Genomic DNA, 15,265 nt, shown 5'->3' on the forward strand with positions numbered 1-15,265 from the left:
TCTGGCCCCACGAAGGTTACCGTGAAATTAACCCTTTGCCGCCCGGCGGGGATTTGCGTCCCGCCGGGTGCGATTTGCTGTTTACCGCACAGCAAAATCCGTGGGCTCGGTGCTCTTGCCCTTGGCGTCTTTTTCGCCGCGGGCCTGGCCGTGTTTCTGCGCGCCCATGAAGCCGAAAATGTGCCCGGCCACCTTGCGCATCTGGATCTCTTCCGAACCCTCGGTGATCCGATAGCGGCGATGGTGGCGGTAGATATGCTCGAACGGCGTGTGGCGGGAATAGCCCATGCCGCCATGGATCTGCATTGCCCGATCAGCTGCGTTGCAGCAGAGCCGGTTTGCCCGATAGTTGCACATCGACACCTTGTCCGACAGTTTGATCGCGACTTCCGGCTTGGACATCTGGTCCATTTCCCATGCCGTCTTGAAGATCAAGAGGCGGAGCATTTCGGCTTCCGATGCCAGTTCGACAATCGGGAACTGGATCGCCTGGTTCACTGACAGTTTCTTGCCAAACGGCGCGCGCGTGTTGGCGTAGTCGATCGACTCGTCAATACAGAAGAGGGCCGCGCCAACCGAACTCGCGGCCTGGCGAATGCGGTTCTCGTGAACGAAGTGCTGGGCGAGGGCGAGGCCGCCCTCTGGCGGGCCGAACACGGCGCTGTCCGGCACCCAGACATCCTTGATGGTCAGGCGCGGGTGGTCGGTCGGCATGTTGAACGTCCACATGTATTCGAGAATCTCGATGCCCGGATCGTCTGCCGGCACGAGAAGGCAGGTGATTCCGCGCGCATCGCCGTCTTCGCCGCTCGTGCGGGCAAAGCACATCATGTGCGTCGCGTGATGCATTCCGGTGATCCACATTTTTTCGCCGTTGATCAGCCAGCCGTCCTTGCCGTCTTTCTTGTGACGTACAGCGCGGGTTTCCATATGGGTGGCGTCAGAGCCGTGATTGGGCTCGGTCAGGCCGAATGTTGCCCGGAACTTGCCTTCAAGCGCAGCCGTGGCGAGGTGTTTCTGGTCTTCGCGAGCGAAGTCGCGCAGCATCAGGATTTGCGGGTAATTGGCGACGATGGAATGCTCGTTCTGCAAGTCATTGTGCAGGCCGAGCCCCTTGCGCGCGAGATGTTCACGTATGATCGCCATGGCAAGGTTGGACCCGTTCTGGCCGCCATATTCCTTCGGCAGGCCGAAGCGGAAATGCCCGGCCTCGTCAGCAAGGCGTTTCGCTTTGCCCAGCAGCTCTTCCCATTCCTTGCGCGGCAGGCCGCCATTGTCGAAGTCGGTGCGGGCCCATTCGCGGCGATGATCGAAAAACCGGATATTGTCATCCTGCTGTTCGAGCGGCTTGATCTTGTCCTCGATGAACTGGTCGAGCACGACCAGATAGTCAGCGATATCCTGCGGAATATTGAAGTCCATGATGTCTCTCTCCCGGGCCCATGCCTCTGTTCTTTCGATCACTGTAACCCAGGCACCGGCAGGAGCAATTTGTGTCGTAGGGGCAACTTCGACGGGGATCGATTTCCGCTTGGGGAATTCCACCGGTTGTGCATTCTGAACACTTGACCAAATATTCAGCGTTTGATAGTCATTGTCGTGAAGGGGGTGTTTGCCCTTTCTCCACCGCGTTGCACGCTCATCATGAACCCCGAACGAAAGGCACCCTCCCATGCTCCGTTCCGCCCTTATCAGCGCCGCCGCCCTGGCGCTCGCTGCTCCTGCCCTCGCTGGCACATTCGTATTCGAAACAGCTGCCCCTGTTGCCGACAAGCATGTCATCGCCGAGAGCGTTGTCTGGACTTGCGAAGGCACGACCTGTGTCGGCGACCTCGACCGCAAGAAGGCCTCCGTCCGCATCTGCAAGAAGATTGCAAAGGAAGTCGGCGTAGTCACAGCTCTGCGCAATGACAAATCCGAACTGACGGCCGAGCAAATCGAAGCCTGCAAGGCATCGGCAAAGAGCTAACTCTCTCTTCGCTTTGAAGAGCCTCTCCTCGGGCCGCCACGGGAAACCGGGGCGGCCGCTTTTTTTGGGCCGATATCAGGCCGCCGGTTCGATCGGCTGCCAGAGCTCCACTTTCCGGCCGTCAGGATCCATGATCCAGGCAAAGTGGCCATAGCTTTCACTCATGGGCTCGCCTTCGAGCTCCACGCCTGCCGCCTTCACCCGTTCAAGCACGCCGGACAGGTCGTCGACCATGAGGTTCATCATGAAGTCGCTGCTTGATGGCTTGAAATAGTCACTCTCGCCCTTGAACGGCGCCCATATGGTCTGTGCCCCCTTGGGAAAGACGCCCGCTGCGCTGGCATGGCTGAAACTGCTGCCGCCGAAATCGTCAATCTCGATACCCAGCACACGAGTATACCAGGCCCGTGTTGCATCGACGTCCTTACACAGAAAAAACAGCCCGCCCAGGCCGATCACTTTTGCCATTTTCTGGCCTCCTCTTCATATTGCCTTGATGGCTTCGGCGAGCATGCTGCGCACCTCACCGGCAACGCGCTTGAGTTCACTATTGTCGATTGCCTGCATCGATGCGACCGGATCGATGGCGCTGACTTCGACGGCGTCTCCCACCTGCCTCAGGATGACATTACACGGCAGCATCGCCCCGACGCGCGGCTCCATCCCGATGGCCTGGTGCGCCATCTGGGGATTGCACGCACCGAGAATGCGATAGGGCGCCATGTCGACATCGAGCTTCTTCTTCATCGTGGCCTTCACGTCGATCTCGGTGAGCACACCGAATCCCTTCGCAGAGAGCGCCGTCCGGGTTCGCTTGTCGACCTCATCCATGCTCGCTGACGAGATGGTCCGGTTTATCGTGTATGCCATGGCTTGCTCCAATTGGTGTTTCCGGTTCGGCTCGAACCAATGCATCTGTCATGCTAGCATATTCAACGGGCGCCATCAGCGCACTGTTGCGAATGCCAGCCTGTTGGCATTCGCAACAGCCTAACGCATGCTACATTTGAATACAGACCAGAGGACCCCCCATGCCCCTCGACGCCAAACGCACGCCGGATGCCCGCTTCGAAAACCTGCCAGGCTACGACTACGCACCGCACTATGTCGATAACCTTCCCGGCTATGAAGGCCTGCGGGTCCACTATGTCGATGAAGGGCCGCAGGACGCCGTGCGCACCTATCTTTGCCTGCACGGCGAACCGTCCTGGGCCTACCTCTACCGCAAGATGATTCCGGTCTTTCTCGATAGCGGCGCGCGGGTCATCGCGCCTGACTGGCTGGGCTTTGGCCGGTCGGACAAACCGGTCGACGACGCGGTTTATACATTCCACTTTCACCGCAACATGATGGTGGAACTGATCAACCGGCTGGACCTGAAGACCGTTACCCTCGTCTGCCAGGATTGGGGCGGCCTGCTTGGGCTGACCATCCCGATGGACATGCCCGACAGGTTCGAACGCCTCATCGTCATGAACACGGCGATTGCCACCGGCGTGTCTCCCGGCTCCGGATTCGATCAATGGAAGGCCTATGTGCGCAGCCAGCCGGACCTGGACGTCGCTGCCCTGATGAAGCGTGGCACGCCGATCCTGTCCGATGCGGAAGCAGCCGCTTATGGTGCTCCGTTCCCGGACGCAACCTACAAGGCCGGCGTGCGCACTTTTCCGGAACTGGTCATGGTAGCGCCCGGCATGGAAGGTATCGACACGTCCAAGCGTGCCGCCCACTGGTGGGCTAATGATTGGTCCGGTGACAGCTTCATGGCCATCGGTGCGCAGGATCCCGTGCTCGGCCCGGCGCAAATGGAACAATTGCGCAAGACCATTCGCGGCTGCCCGGAACCGATGATTGTCGCCGATGGCGGCCACTTCGTTCAGGAATGGGGCGAACCCATTGCGACCGCTGCTCTCAAATCATTTGGGGAACTCTAGCGCCATGTTGGAAGTCTTCACCGCGTTCAATGCCGATGTGGCCGCCCAGCCGCAATGGATCCAGGTCTGGCTGAATATCCTGGTCGGAGTTCTGGCCTTGTCGCTCCCGTTCAGCTTCGTACGGGTGGAAGCGCGCTGGACCCTGCTTGGCCTTGTGATCGGCGCGGGTGGCGTGATGTTTCTCTACAGCCTGTTCGGCTACAGCCGCATCCTCGGTCTCGGCCATGTGGTCGCCTGGACACCACTGGTCGTCTACCTGATCTCACGCCGCGCCAATTGGCAGGTGGCGGAAACATGGGCCGGGAAATGGATTGTCGCAGCCGTCGCGGTCCTGCTTGTGTCGCTGGCCTTCGACTATGTCGATGTGATCCGCTGGCTGCTCGGAGACCGCGCATGACGGCCTATCCTGAAGCCGGTTGCGGCGCCGCCATTTTCGACGACGCAGGCCGGCTCCTGCTGATCCAGCGCCTGACCGAACCTGAAGCAGGCGCCTGGGGCCTGCCCGGCGGCAAGATCGATTTCGGAGAACCGGCCCGGGAAACCGCCCGGCGCGAAATTGCCGAAGAGCTGGGAATAGGAATTGAAGTCACCGGGCTTGCCTGTATCGCGGAGATATTCGGCGGCGGCGACGGGCGGCATTGGGTGTCGCCGATTTTTTTCGCGCACATTGTTTCGGGGACACCCCGCCTGATGGAGCCTGAAAAACATGGCGGTTTTGGCTGGTACAGCCTGGACGCCTTGCCCGTTGCCCTGACCACTCCCACGCTCGCTTTGCTCGGCGCACTCAAAACTACACCTGTCCCCTCGCCCATCGCCTGAATTCTGCTAATAAGCGGCATGAAAAAACTGCGACTCCTGTTGGTGCGGCTGTTGGTTGCAGACCTCTTGGCGACTCTTGTCTTCTTCGGCCTGACCCGCTTTGTCGATCAGACCAGCAAGATCACACATGGCGCAGGCGTGGTTTTCTATTCTGACTCTGCGAACGAAGCCGACGCCCGCATAGACAAGGGAATCGCCTTGCTTGAGGCTGGCAAGGTCGACCGGCTTGTCATGGTCGGTGGGCATCGCCCACAGGAGGGTATCGTCGGCAGCCAGGACATGGCGCTCGCGGCCATCCGCAAGTCTGGCTATGGCGCCCGGATCACGGCAGACGTCTCGTCGCGCGACACGATCTCCGGCCTTCGGACACTCGCCAGCCAGCCAGGGCTAACCGATGCCGATCAACTCGTGTTCGTTTCCAATTGCATGCACCTGCTTCGCGCCAAGGTCATCTACCATTCTGTCACGCATGATGGCCCGAGAGCACGGTCGGCGTGTGCGAAGGCCAGCATGAACCCGGTCGATATCTGGAAGCGCGCACATTATGAGACGGGCGCCTGGATTGTGTACGCCTTGCCTGAATCATGGCGCGACGCCGTTCTCGACCGGCTGCGCGGCAAATCATCAGGGGAATGATCGCGACAGGCAAAACCGCCCAGAATTCGTTATGTTAGCGCTAAAACTGTTTCAAACTGTCCATGTCGTGGGCATGAATGTTGCAAATTTCTGGTCCGTGCCATTTAGTGGCTCAATCTAATTCGCCTGAGCGCCGAACAAAATTCCGAGGAAACCATGAGCGATACCGTAGCCATTCTTGCAGAATTGGGCGTGCGCCCGAAGTCCGTCCGGAAGAACTGGAAAGAACCACGACTGTACGAAACCTCTGTCGCAAATGGGGAATCGCGCGTCGCAAACGGCGGCGCACTCGTCGTTGAAACCGGCCAGCACACGGGTCGCTCCGCCAAAGACAAGTTTACTGTCCGGGATGCGACCACCGAGAAGACCGTCTGGTGGGACAACAATGCCTCCATGACGCCCGAGCAATTCGACGCGCTGCTCGCCGACTTCAAGACGCACCTCGCGAACCAGGACGTCTTCGTCCAGGAACTTTTCGGTGGCGCCGACCTCGATCACAGGCTTCCTGTTACTGTCGTCAATGAATTCGCCTGGCATTCTCTGTTCATTCGCCACCTCCTCCGCATACCTACGGATGCAGAGTATACAAACTTCAAATCCGAATTCACGATTATCAACTGCCCTAGCTTCCGCGCCGATCCCGCACGCCATGGAACACGGTCAGAAACCGTCATCGCCGTGAACTTTGCCAAGCGCTTGGTCCTGATCGGCGGCACGTCCTATGCCGGCGAGACCAAGAAATCGGTCTTCACTGCCCTCAACTATTACCTGCCGACCAAGGGCGTCATGCCAATGCATTGCTCGGTGAACACATCCGAAAAAGACGATGCAGCGATCTTCTTCGGGCTTTCGGGGACGGGCAAGACGACCCTGTCGGCCGATGCCAGCCGTATCCTGATCGGCGACGACGAGCATGGCTGGTCGGAAAACGGACTCTTCAATTTTGAAGGCGGCTGCTACGCCAAAATGATCAAGCTGTCGCCTGAGGCCGAGCCTGAAATCTATGCAACCACGAAACAATGGGGCACCGTGCTCGAAAACGTCGTGATGGACCCGGTCACGCGTGACCTCGACCTCGACGATGGCACGCTCGCTGAAAATTCACGTGGCGCCTATCCGATTTCGGCGATCCCGAACGCATCGGAATCGGGCCGCTGCGGCCAGCCGAAGAACCTGGTGATGCTCACAGCCGATGCCTTCGGCGTGATGCCGCCAATCGCCAAGCTCACACCGGCGCAGGCCATGTACCACTTCCTGTCAGGCTACACCGCCAAGGTCGCTGGCACCGAGAAAGGCGTTACGGAACCGACCGCCACATTCTCCACCTGCTTTGGCGGACCGTTCATGCCGCGCCACCCGTCCGAGTACGGAAACCTGTTGCGCGACCTTATTGGCAAATACGATGTCGATTGCTGGCTGGTTTCGACCGGCTGGACCGGCGGCCCCTACGGGCAAGGCAACCGCATGCCGATCAAGGCGACCCGCGCCCTTCTCAACGCAGCCCTCGACGGTTCGCTGAACAAGGCGACATTCCGCAAGGATGAAACCTTCGGTTTCCAGGTGCCCACGGCCCTGCCCGGCGTCGACGCCAAAATTCTCGATCCGCGCTCGACCTGGGCCGATCCTGTGGCGTATGACCAACAGGCTGCAAAGCTCGCCGATATGTTCGTGGCAAACTTTGCCAAGTTCGAGACTTATGTTGACGAATCTGTTCGCGCCAGCGCGCCAAAGGCGAAAACACCTGCCTGACACTGCGGTTTCCTGACGCTGACGTTCAGGGAAGGCTGGCGCCGCGCGCGCCAGCCCGTTAGTGTGCGCCGCAACATCCGAAAATCTCTGCAAAAACACTGGAGGAATACCAAATGCGTGAAGCCGTTATCGTATCATATGCCCGTACCGGCATGGCCAAGACCGGACGGGGGTCGCTCAATGACACCCACGGTATCACGATGGCCGGACACGCCATCAAGAGCGCACTCGAGCGCGGCGGCGTTGAAGCGGCTGCTGTCGAAGACGTGTTCCTTGGCACGGCCCAGCCTGAAGGCGCCACCGGCCACAACATTGCCCGCAACGCGGCGCTGTGGGCCGACTGCCCTTCCACAACGTCCGGCGCAACAATCAACCGTTTCTGCTCGTCGGGCCTGCAGGCCATCGCCAATGCATCGCACACGATCATCAATGAAGGCGCAGCTGTCACGATCGGTGGCGGCGTCGAAAGCCTCTCGCTCGTGTCGCGCTCGGGTCACATGAACCTGCACCGCTACACCGAAGAAGAGCTGATGAAGAAGTGGCCTGCGATCTGGATGAGCATGATCGAAACCGCCGAAGTCGTGGCTGACCGCTACGGCGTTTCGCGCGAAGACCAGGACCGCTACTCCGCCGAGAGCCAGCGCCGCACCGCCGAATTCCAGAAAAAAGGCTACATGGCCGAGGAAATCGCTCCGCTGAAAACCCGGATGAAACTCTTCAACAAGGAAACCGGCGAAGAGACATTCCAGGACGTGGTCGTCGACAAGGACGAGTGCAACCGCCCCGGCACGACCTATGAAACGCTCGCTGGCCTGAAGCCCGTCTTCTCCGGCGGCATGCTCGTCAAGGAAGGCAAGTACGTCACCGCAGGTAACGCCTCGCAGCTCTCCGACGGTGCCGCTGCCGTGGTAGTCATGGAGGCCAAGGAAGCCGCCAAGCGCGGGCTCGAACCCCTCGGTCGTTTCGCCGGCTTCAACGTCGCGGGCTGCGATCCGGACGAAATGGGCATTGGCCCTGTCTTCGCCGTGCCGCGCCTGCTCGAGCGCCATGGCCTCAAGGTCGACGATATCGATCTCTGGGAACTCAACGAAGCCTTCGCCTCGCAGTGCCTTTACAGCCGCGACCGTCTCGGCATCGACCCTGAGAAGTACAACGTCAACGGCGGCTCGATCTCGATCGGCCACCCGTTCGGCATGACCGGCGCACGTTGCACCGGCTCGATCCTGCTTGAAGGCAAGCGCCGCGGCGCCAAATGGGGTGTTGTCACGATGTGTATCGGTGGCGGCATGGGCGCAGCCGGTCTGTTCGAAATCTACAGCTAGGCCCGCCTCCAAGCCTCTTGGACAGAGCTCCAGAATGCCCCGGTCTTAACAGACCGGGGCATTTTTTTGTCTGCTGCCGGAAAGTACGGGGAACTGTATTTTGTATGTCCGTTTTACGAAACTGTCACATAAACGAAATCGAAACGACACGAAACATACCTACAGCCCACGCTCAGCATCAAGATTGGAGTCTCGTGATGGACAGATTGAAAATTTTCGGCGGCGCGTCCGCTATTTTCGCCATGGGCCTTTACGGCGCCATCCCGGCCCATGCCGATGACGCACCCGATGTGAAGCTGGCGGGAAAGATCCTCTACGACTTCTCGACGGCCGAGGCAGACCAGTCCCCATACGAACTCGACGACAGCGAATTGCGCCAGGCCAATCTCTCGATCAAGGCCGACGCGGGCAACTACAAACTTGCCGCCGAACTCGAAGTGAACGATGCCGGCGACCTGTCCTTCACGGACATCTACGCCGAATTCCAGCCTGAAAACAGCCGCTGGGCCTTCCGGGTGGGCCAGTTCAAGACGCCGAACTCACTCCAGGAACAAACCTCCGAGCGCTACACGACCTTTGCCGAGCGCGCCGCCTTTACTGATGCGTTCGGTCTTGACCGCCGCCTCGGCGTCGCCGCCTCGACCAAGGGCAAGGACTGGACGTTCATGGCAGGTGCCTTTGGCGGCAGCGTGAACGACACGCCCCTGAAGGAAGGCCTCGCCCTGGCTGCACGCGGCACCTGGACCCCCGTCAATACCGATGAAATGATCACCCATCTCGGCGCATCCATACGCTACCGGGAAAAGGGAGACGAGCAGTCCAACATCCGCTACCGTCAGCGCCCCTTCGCGCACATCCCGGGTTCGATCATTTCGACAGGTTCCGTAGCACAGTCCGACACGTTGGTCGGCCTTGAAGGCGCCGTGCTGAGCGGCCCGCTCTGGATCAGTTCGGAATATGCCCTTTTGTCCTCCGACCTCGCAGCCGGCGGCGACGCCACATTCGGCGGCGGCTCGTTCGAGGCCGGCTACTTCTTCGGCGGCAATCGCACCTACAAGGACGGAAAGTTCGGCCGGCCCGAAATCAACAAATCCGTTACCGAAGGGGGCTATGGCGGACTGTCCATCGCGGCAGGCTACGAAACCCTGGATCTCACGGATTCCGGCATTGATGGCGGCACGCTCGATACAGCCCTTCTGGGCATCACCTGGTACCCGACCAAAATGACAAAACTTGCGCTCAGCCTGTACCAGGCCGATGGCGATCTCGGCGCCACCACGTCCGGTCTCGACCCTGTTTTTGCCACGGCGGTCACAGGCGGCCAGACCAGCGAAACGGTCACCGGCGCGACGCTGCGCCTCCAGATCGAATTCTGATCGGACTGGTACAAACATTTCCGCAAGCGGGGGTTTGTTGCTAGGGATTCTCTCCAGTCCAACCGGAGACATCCCATGCTTCGCTCCCCCATGCTTTCCATCTTCACCGCTTGTCTTCTCACCTTGGGCATGGCCGCCTGCTCGCAGGGAAGCGAAGCGACGGACACCGGCGCAGCCCCTCCGGTTGCGTCGGGCCTGATCTCGGCCAACACGCCTGCCCCGCCGGCGGCTGAGGACGCGAATGGAGGCGCCATCGAGCGGGACGCTGACAACCGGCCCCTTGGCTATGAATTGCTCGGCCAGCCTTTCCCGCAATTCACCGCCACGATGGCGGACGGCCAGGCATTCGAACTCATCGGTTCTCAATCGCTGGATGATCATTCAGGTCTGGGGCGTCTGGTGTGGAGACAGTATGCGCGATGCGCCCTACGCTGCAGCGCTTGCGACGGCGATGGAACAGGATCCCGACCTCTACTTCCTGTCCATCCACGTGCCGGAAAACGCCGCCAGCACCAGCGATGAAGACTTGTACGGCGAGTATGGCTCGGTCAGCGCCTATTTCGCAGACAAGGGCTATAGCTACCCGACTGTGCTCGACACAGACGCCAGCATTCGCGACCTGCTCCAGATCAGCTGGACGCCCAGCTATATCCTGATATCGCCCGACGGCGTGATCCGGGGCTTCCGCACCGACCTGTCCGTCGCGGGCGGCGAGCCCGTGAAGGACTTCCTGAAAGACGTCGCCCGCGTGAAGGGCGAAGTCCGCAAGGCGGAATTCGGCGGCACACCTCTGCCCGCCACGATCGGGCCGGAAGGCACCATGCGCCTGACAGGTGAGACGCCCTTCACGCTGGACGCGATGAAAGCCGCCTTTCCCGGCCATGAAATCCTCACGGACCGCGCATTCTCCGGCGATCAGGCCTATCCCGTCTTCCTCGTCCAGTCGATCGCGACGCCAGGCGCGCCGAGCCGCCTTGTTTACGTGGTCGAGCCGGACTGGACGCTGGGCAAGGTCCGCTCTGTCGTGACCCGCAACCCGGCTGTCACGGGTCCCTATGGCGGCACAGTCGGCAACATGAAGCTCAAGGACCTGACCCGGGAGGCGCGCGCCCGCTGCACCCTGCAACCCGGACCGAACGACTCGCTCTTCATTTGCGCCAGCAATACTACGGCGCCACGCTTCATCCGTGCCTTTGGGGCTGGCGGCGACTTCGACGGCAAGCTCGACGACGCGTCTCCGGAATATCAGGAGGAAGCCGTTCTGCTGGAGATGAAATTCATCCCGCAGCCAGTTCCTGCGAACAAATAGGCCGCTGCCCGCTCCCGGTTCGCATGCGCCACTGCGTGCATGATTAAATAACATTTCACGCGGATCGGCGGAACCATAGTTTGAATGTTCGCCTCTCAGCCGTTATTGGGTAGACTTGGCCCAGAACTCATTGGGAAAGGCGAGACTTCATGCTGCATCCTTCGACAAAGCGGTTGATCGACAAGCTGAGCGAAATGAACTCGCAAACAGAGGGTTGCGTGGTCAGAGGGCGAAAACGGAACGATAACCCATGATACCGAGGGTTACAGGGTCGTGCTGACGCCGGAACCGCATGCCGTACTGCTGACCGATGCGCTCGGGAAGATCATTGAATCCTGCACGCCCGACGATTTTTCCGACGACACCGATACCGCCGGACGCCCCTATTCCAGTTTCGTGGCAGACCTTTTTCGCGAAGCCCACCGACATGCCCGGGGCACCGAAAAAGCGATCCACTCCGTTCTCCGGGGCCTCGAAACCATCGACGCTGCTCCCGAAGCAGAGCCCGAGATCGCGCTGGACCCTGCCGAACTGATCGAGGACCCGGGTGACGACACCGATTCGCTCCCCGAGGCCTATCCGGAGCTTGAGGGACAGAATGACATGGCCCGCGCCGTTGCCAGCATGGCCGACGAACTCAATGGCGGCACCCCTGAAACCGGACTGGAACCAGCGCCCGAACCGGACAAGGCAGAAGACGCCAGCGAACCTGAAGCCGCAGCCGATGTGGACGATGCGGCCCATGTGAATTTCGCCGCATTCACGCCCGAAGCCGAGCCGGAAGCAGAAGGCCTTCCCGAAGGGGAATTCGCGTCAGAGGATGTCACCGAAGCTGTCGCCGAATCCACGCCAGATGGGGAACCGCTCTGGCCTGTCGACGAAAACGCCCCTGAAATGGAATCCGAGAGCGCCGCACAAGCGCCAGAAAGCGAACCGGAGCAAGGCCCACAACCTGCACAACCGGTGTCGAATGCCTTCGGCGGAGGCTATTTCGGATCCGGCATGGGAAACCTGTCCCGCTACATGTCGCCGCCAGCGCCTCAACCGGAAGCCATTGCAGAACCGGAACCCGCCTCGGTTGCCGATGAGCCACCTGCCGGGATCGATACGCCCGCGGAGCCTTTCCCTTACACGCCTGCATTCTCGACGGATGACACACCGGTAGAGGAGGAGGATGCCGCGCCGCTCGCAGCTGAGCCCTCCCCGGTCGAGCCAACAGCCGCCCGCAGTTTCAGCTTGTCCGGCATTTCCTCGGGATTCGGCCTCGGTTCTGCCAGCCGTTCGGCTCAGGCGCCCGCCGAGCCCGCCCCTCGCGCTCCGGAAACGCATTCAACAGACCGCACCAAGATGGTCATTGACGGAACAATTGACCTGCCCGACGACGTGCCCCTTTCAGAATTCGATGCCGGCCCTGACACACCGGCCTATCCTGATCCGGTCGCTGAAGCGTCAGAGGAGCCGTTTCAGTTCAGTGAAAGTGCAGCAACCAGCGAGTCCGCACCTCAGGAGCCTGTATCAGAGCCGGAGCCTGTAAAGCCGGAAGAACAGGCCGTCGCAACGCCAGCTGACCCCGTGGAAACACAACAGGGTGAAGAACCGGCAGACGAATCGCCGGCACCGGCGCCAAAAGTGACGACACGCTTCAATCCCTGGAACTGACGCGCTCATCAACGAAATCAGCGGAAATCCGGCCTTTTCGGGAGCAGGGACGTTCTGTTTTGTTGCGGCGCGGCAACAATTTGCCGCCGATGTAAGCGATCCCGTGGAAACGGTGACTCCCGTCGTATCCTGCATTGCGGAAGTGTGAGACATCCCCGCCCATAAGATCCCGCGGCAAGACGGGCTGTTCCCCATGCAAATCAGGATGATTTCTCCATGAAACACAGACCCGCCCTGCGCGCCCTCCTTCTCGGCTCGAGCTTTTTCGTCGTCACCGCACTTCCTGCCAATGCTCAGGAAACCGATGCTGAAGCCCGCCTTCCCGCCGTCACCGTCACGGCCCAGAAGATCGAAGAAAACATCCAGGACGTGCCGATCTCGATCACGACGCTCGCCGACGAAAAACTCGACGTCTTGAAATCGTCCGGCGCGGACGTGCGCTTCCTGTCGGCCCGCGTGCCCAGCGTCATCGCGGAAAGCTCTTTCGGCCGTGCATTTCCGCGTTTCTATATTCGCGGCATCGGCAATACCGATTTCGATCTCAATTCGTCCCAGCCCGTCTCACTCGTCTATGACGACGTGCCCTTTGAAAGCCCCATCCTGAAGGGCTTCCCCGTGTTCGACCTCGACAGTATCGAAGTCCTGCGCGGTCCCCAGGGTACACTGTTCGGCCGCAACACACCCGGCGGTATCATCAAGTTTGACTCGGCCAAGCCGGTGCATGAATTCGAAGGCTATGTTCGTGGTTCCTACGGCAATTACAACACGCGCGAGATCGAAGGCGCGGTCAATCTTCCTATTTTCAAGGACGAACTGGCCGTCCGTCTCTCCGGCATTTCCCAGCAGCGCGATCCCTATGTCGACAACGCCTTCACGGGCGAAAAGGACCGCTACGAAGGCTTCGACGAAATCGCCGGTCGGGCTCAGCTCCTGTTCACGCCGGCCGGTACGGACTTTTCCGCTCTGCTCAACGTGCATGGCCGATCGAACGAAGGTGACGCGCGCCTGTTCCGCGCCAATATCATCGATTCAGGTTCCAACGGTGTCGGTTCGAACTTTGACCGCGACACGGTCTATTTCGACGGGGACAACTTCCTGACGCAAGACGCCCACGGCGTTACCCTGCGCCTTGAGAAAGGGCTCACCGACAATATTACTGCCACCTATGTTTTCGGCAACGAGCAGGCTTCAATCGAAAGCCGCGGCGACATTGATGGCGGCTTCGGCGCAGCTTTTCTTGGCGCGGGCAATTACGGCCCGGGCTTCATTCCCTTCCCGTCAGAAAGCTCCGGTGCGGTCGACGCCTTGCATCAGACCACGAACGAACTCCGCTTCGCCTTTGACGATGGCAGCCCCCTGCGCGCGCAGGTTGGCGCTTTCCTGTTCGATGAGAAAGTCGCGATCACATCAAAAAGCTTTGACACGCTGGCCCCCGGCCGCCCGGTCAACGGCATCGCAACGCGCGAGAACCAGACCGACAGTACCGGCATTTTCGCATCGCTCGCTTATGACGTATCTGATCGCCTGACCGTGTCCGGCGGCGCCCGCTGGACCGACGAGTCGAAAGATTTCGTGGTAGAACGGACGCTTGGTCCCTTCGGCGCTCCGCCGCTCGGCCCGATCTCGGGCGGCGTATCCGACGACCAGGTCAGCTGGGATGTGTCCGCAACCTATCAGGCCACGGACGACGTGAACCTGTATGCCCGCGTCGCCAAAGGCTTCCGCGGTCCTTCGACCCAGGGCCGCCTCGTCTTCGGCGACACGGTTTCCAGCGCCGACACGGAGACGGTTCTTTCCTACGAGGCAGGCATCAAGTCGGAATTGCTCGATAATCGCGTTCGCCTCAATGCCGATGTCTTCTTCTACGAATTCAATGGCCAGCAGCTGACGATTGTCGGCGGAATCAACAATACGGTCGCGCTGTTCAACGCCGACAAGAGCGAAGGCTATGGTTTCGAGGCAGACATCGAAGCCGCGCCGATCGAGAACCTCTTGCTGACGGCTGGCCTGTCCTACAACAAGACCGAGTTCAAGGATGACATTCTGCTGGCGCCAGGTTGTGGCGGCGGTTGCACGGTGACGGATCCGGCGGTGTATGACACAGACGGCACCACCCTGCTCGGCTACAACATCTCCGGCAATTCCTTCCCGAACGCACCGGAATGGATCGCCAACGTGACCGCCCGCTATGCTATCCCGCTCGCGACCGGGGAGCTCTACGGGTATACTGACTGGGCCTACAAGGGCGACAGCAACTTCCTGCTCTATGACAGCCTCGAATACGGCCAGGACGGCTATTGGGAAGGTGGCCTGAAGGTCGGCTACAAGTCTGATGCCGGCTATGATGTCTCCGCTTTTGCCCGCAACATCCTTGATGAAGAGGCCCTGACAGGCGCTATCGACTTCAACAACCTGACCGGCTTCGTCAACGAGCCGCGCACCTATGGCGTCCAGTTGCGCTGGGACTTCTAGGGCACTCTTGAACCGATGTT

Annotated in this window: 14 protein-coding genes; 11 read left to right on the forward strand and 3 right to left on the reverse strand. The window is 60.3% G+C overall.

Annotated features, from left to right (window positions below; genetic code table 11):
- Positions 1 to 81: 81 nt before the first annotated feature.
- On the reverse strand, positions 82 to 1,422 hold the full coding sequence (locus tag AC0L7I_RS00130; RefSeq protein ID WP_473397499.1) for an acyl-CoA dehydrogenase family protein: 1,341 nt from the start codon (positions 1,420 to 1,422) through the stop codon (positions 82 to 84).
- A gap of 250 nt (positions 1,423 to 1,672) precedes the next feature.
- On the opposite strand from AC0L7I_RS00130, the gene AC0L7I_RS00135 reads away from it, so the two are divergent.
- On the forward strand, positions 1,673 to 1,969 hold the full coding sequence (locus AC0L7I_RS00135) for a DUF8200 family protein (protein ID WP_473397500.1): 297 nt from the start codon (positions 1,673 to 1,675) through the stop codon (positions 1,967 to 1,969).
- 75 nt (positions 1,970 to 2,044) lie between these two features.
- On the opposite strand, the gene AC0L7I_RS00140 is transcribed toward AC0L7I_RS00135, so the two are convergent.
- Both AC0L7I_RS00140 and AC0L7I_RS00145 read right to left on the reverse strand, forming a co-directional pair.
- Positions 2,045 to 2,437 (reverse strand): VOC family protein, encoded by a 393-nt coding sequence (locus tag AC0L7I_RS00140; RefSeq protein ID WP_473397501.1) that lies wholly within the window; start codon positions 2,435 to 2,437, stop codon positions 2,045 to 2,047.
- Positions 2,438 to 2,452: 15 nt separating this feature from the next.
- Entirely contained in the window at positions 2,453 to 2,839 is a 387-nt protein-coding gene (locus AC0L7I_RS00145) for a DUF302 domain-containing protein (protein WP_473397502.1), read from the reverse strand.
- A gap of 161 nt (positions 2,840 to 3,000) precedes the next feature.
- Here AC0L7I_RS00145 and AC0L7I_RS00150 point away from each other — a divergent pair, with 161 nt between their 5' ends.
- The 10 genes from AC0L7I_RS00150 to AC0L7I_RS00195 all read left to right on the forward strand — a co-directional run bounded on the left by AC0L7I_RS00150 (position 3,001) and on the right by AC0L7I_RS00195 (position 15,245).
- A complete protein-coding gene (locus AC0L7I_RS00150; RefSeq protein WP_473397503.1) occupies positions 3,001 to 3,903 on the forward strand; it encodes a haloalkane dehalogenase in 903 nt (300 codons plus the stop codon).
- 4 nt (positions 3,904 to 3,907) lie between these two features.
- Positions 3,908 to 4,300: a hypothetical protein gene (locus tag AC0L7I_RS00155; protein WP_473397504.1), complete on the forward strand. Its 393-nt coding sequence runs from the start codon at positions 3,908 to 3,910 to the stop codon at positions 4,298 to 4,300.
- A complete protein-coding gene (locus AC0L7I_RS00160; protein WP_473397505.1) occupies positions 4,297 to 4,722 on the forward strand; it encodes an NUDIX domain-containing protein in 426 nt (141 codons plus the stop codon). The genes AC0L7I_RS00155 and AC0L7I_RS00160 overlap by 4 nt, the downstream gene beginning before the upstream one ends.
- Before the next feature lie 18 nt (positions 4,723 to 4,740).
- Positions 4,741 to 5,358 (forward strand): ElyC/SanA/YdcF family protein, encoded by a 618-nt coding sequence (locus AC0L7I_RS00165; RefSeq protein ID WP_473397506.1) that lies wholly within the window; start codon positions 4,741 to 4,743, stop codon positions 5,356 to 5,358.
- 156 nt (positions 5,359 to 5,514) lie between these two features.
- Complete coding sequence (locus AC0L7I_RS00170) at positions 5,515 to 7,107, forward strand: phosphoenolpyruvate carboxykinase (protein ID WP_473397507.1); 1,593 nt, start codon at positions 5,515 to 5,517, stop codon at positions 7,105 to 7,107.
- A 113-nt stretch (positions 7,108 to 7,220) separates the two neighbouring features.
- Complete coding sequence (locus tag AC0L7I_RS00175) at positions 7,221 to 8,429, forward strand: acetyl-CoA C-acyltransferase (RefSeq protein WP_473397508.1); 1,209 nt, start codon at positions 7,221 to 7,223, stop codon at positions 8,427 to 8,429.
- 197 nt (positions 8,430 to 8,626) lie between these two features.
- A complete protein-coding gene (locus AC0L7I_RS00180) occupies positions 8,627 to 9,805 on the forward strand; it encodes an OprO/OprP family phosphate-selective porin (protein WP_473397509.1) in 1,179 nt (392 codons plus the stop codon).
- A gap of 373 nt (positions 9,806 to 10,178) precedes the next feature.
- Positions 10,179 to 11,114 (forward strand): TlpA family protein disulfide reductase, encoded by a 936-nt coding sequence (locus AC0L7I_RS00185; protein ID WP_473397510.1) that lies wholly within the window; start codon positions 10,179 to 10,181, stop codon positions 11,112 to 11,114.
- A 273-nt stretch (positions 11,115 to 11,387) separates the two neighbouring features.
- Positions 11,388 to 12,773, forward strand: coding sequence for a hypothetical protein (locus AC0L7I_RS00190; RefSeq protein ID WP_473397511.1), 1,386 nt, complete (start codon positions 11,388 to 11,390; stop codon positions 12,771 to 12,773).
- Positions 12,774 to 12,989: 216 nt separating this feature from the next.
- Positions 12,990 to 15,245, forward strand: a complete 2,256-nt coding sequence (locus AC0L7I_RS00195) for a TonB-dependent receptor (protein WP_473397512.1) — start codon at positions 12,990 to 12,992, stop codon at positions 15,243 to 15,245.
- Positions 15,246 to 15,265: the final 20 nt, after the last annotated feature.

The organism is Hyphomonas sp. J20-32 (assembly GCF_055808555.1).

Excerpts from the sequence above, each read along its gene's own strand:
- AC0L7I_RS00185 (WP_473397510.1), top strand. The coding sequence starts at position 10,179 with ATGATCATTCAGGTCTGGGGCGTCTGGTGTGGAGACAGTATGCGCGAT.
- AC0L7I_RS00130 (WP_473397499.1), bottom strand. The coding sequence starts at position 1,422 with ATGGACTTCAATATTCCGCAGGATATCGCTGACTATCTGGTCGTGCTC.
- AC0L7I_RS00155 (WP_473397504.1), top strand. The coding sequence starts at position 3,908 with ATGTTGGAAGTCTTCACCGCGTTCAATGCCGATGTGGCCGCCCAGCCG.
- AC0L7I_RS00195 (WP_473397512.1), top strand. The coding sequence starts at position 12,990 with ATGAAACACAGACCCGCCCTGCGCGCCCTCCTTCTCGGCTCGAGCTTT.
- AC0L7I_RS00175 (WP_473397508.1), top strand. The coding sequence starts at position 7,221 with ATGCGTGAAGCCGTTATCGTATCATATGCCCGTACCGGCATGGCCAAG.
- AC0L7I_RS00165 (WP_473397506.1), top strand. The coding sequence starts at position 4,741 with ATGAAAAAACTGCGACTCCTGTTGGTGCGGCTGTTGGTTGCAGACCTC.
- AC0L7I_RS00160 (WP_473397505.1), top strand. The coding sequence starts at position 4,297 with ATGACGGCCTATCCTGAAGCCGGTTGCGGCGCCGCCATTTTCGACGAC.
- AC0L7I_RS00135 (WP_473397500.1), top strand. The coding sequence starts at position 1,673 with ATGCTCCGTTCCGCCCTTATCAGCGCCGCCGCCCTGGCGCTCGCTGCT.
- AC0L7I_RS00170 (WP_473397507.1), top strand. The coding sequence starts at position 5,515 with ATGAGCGATACCGTAGCCATTCTTGCAGAATTGGGCGTGCGCCCGAAG.
- AC0L7I_RS00140 (WP_473397501.1), bottom strand. The coding sequence starts at position 2,437 with ATGGCAAAAGTGATCGGCCTGGGCGGGCTGTTTTTTCTGTGTAAGGAC.
- AC0L7I_RS00145 (WP_473397502.1), bottom strand. The coding sequence starts at position 2,839 with ATGGCATACACGATAAACCGGACCATCTCGTCAGCGAGCATGGATGAG.
- AC0L7I_RS00150 (WP_473397503.1), top strand. The coding sequence starts at position 3,001 with ATGCCCCTCGACGCCAAACGCACGCCGGATGCCCGCTTCGAAAACCTG.
- AC0L7I_RS00180 (WP_473397509.1), top strand. The coding sequence starts at position 8,627 with ATGGACAGATTGAAAATTTTCGGCGGCGCGTCCGCTATTTTCGCCATG.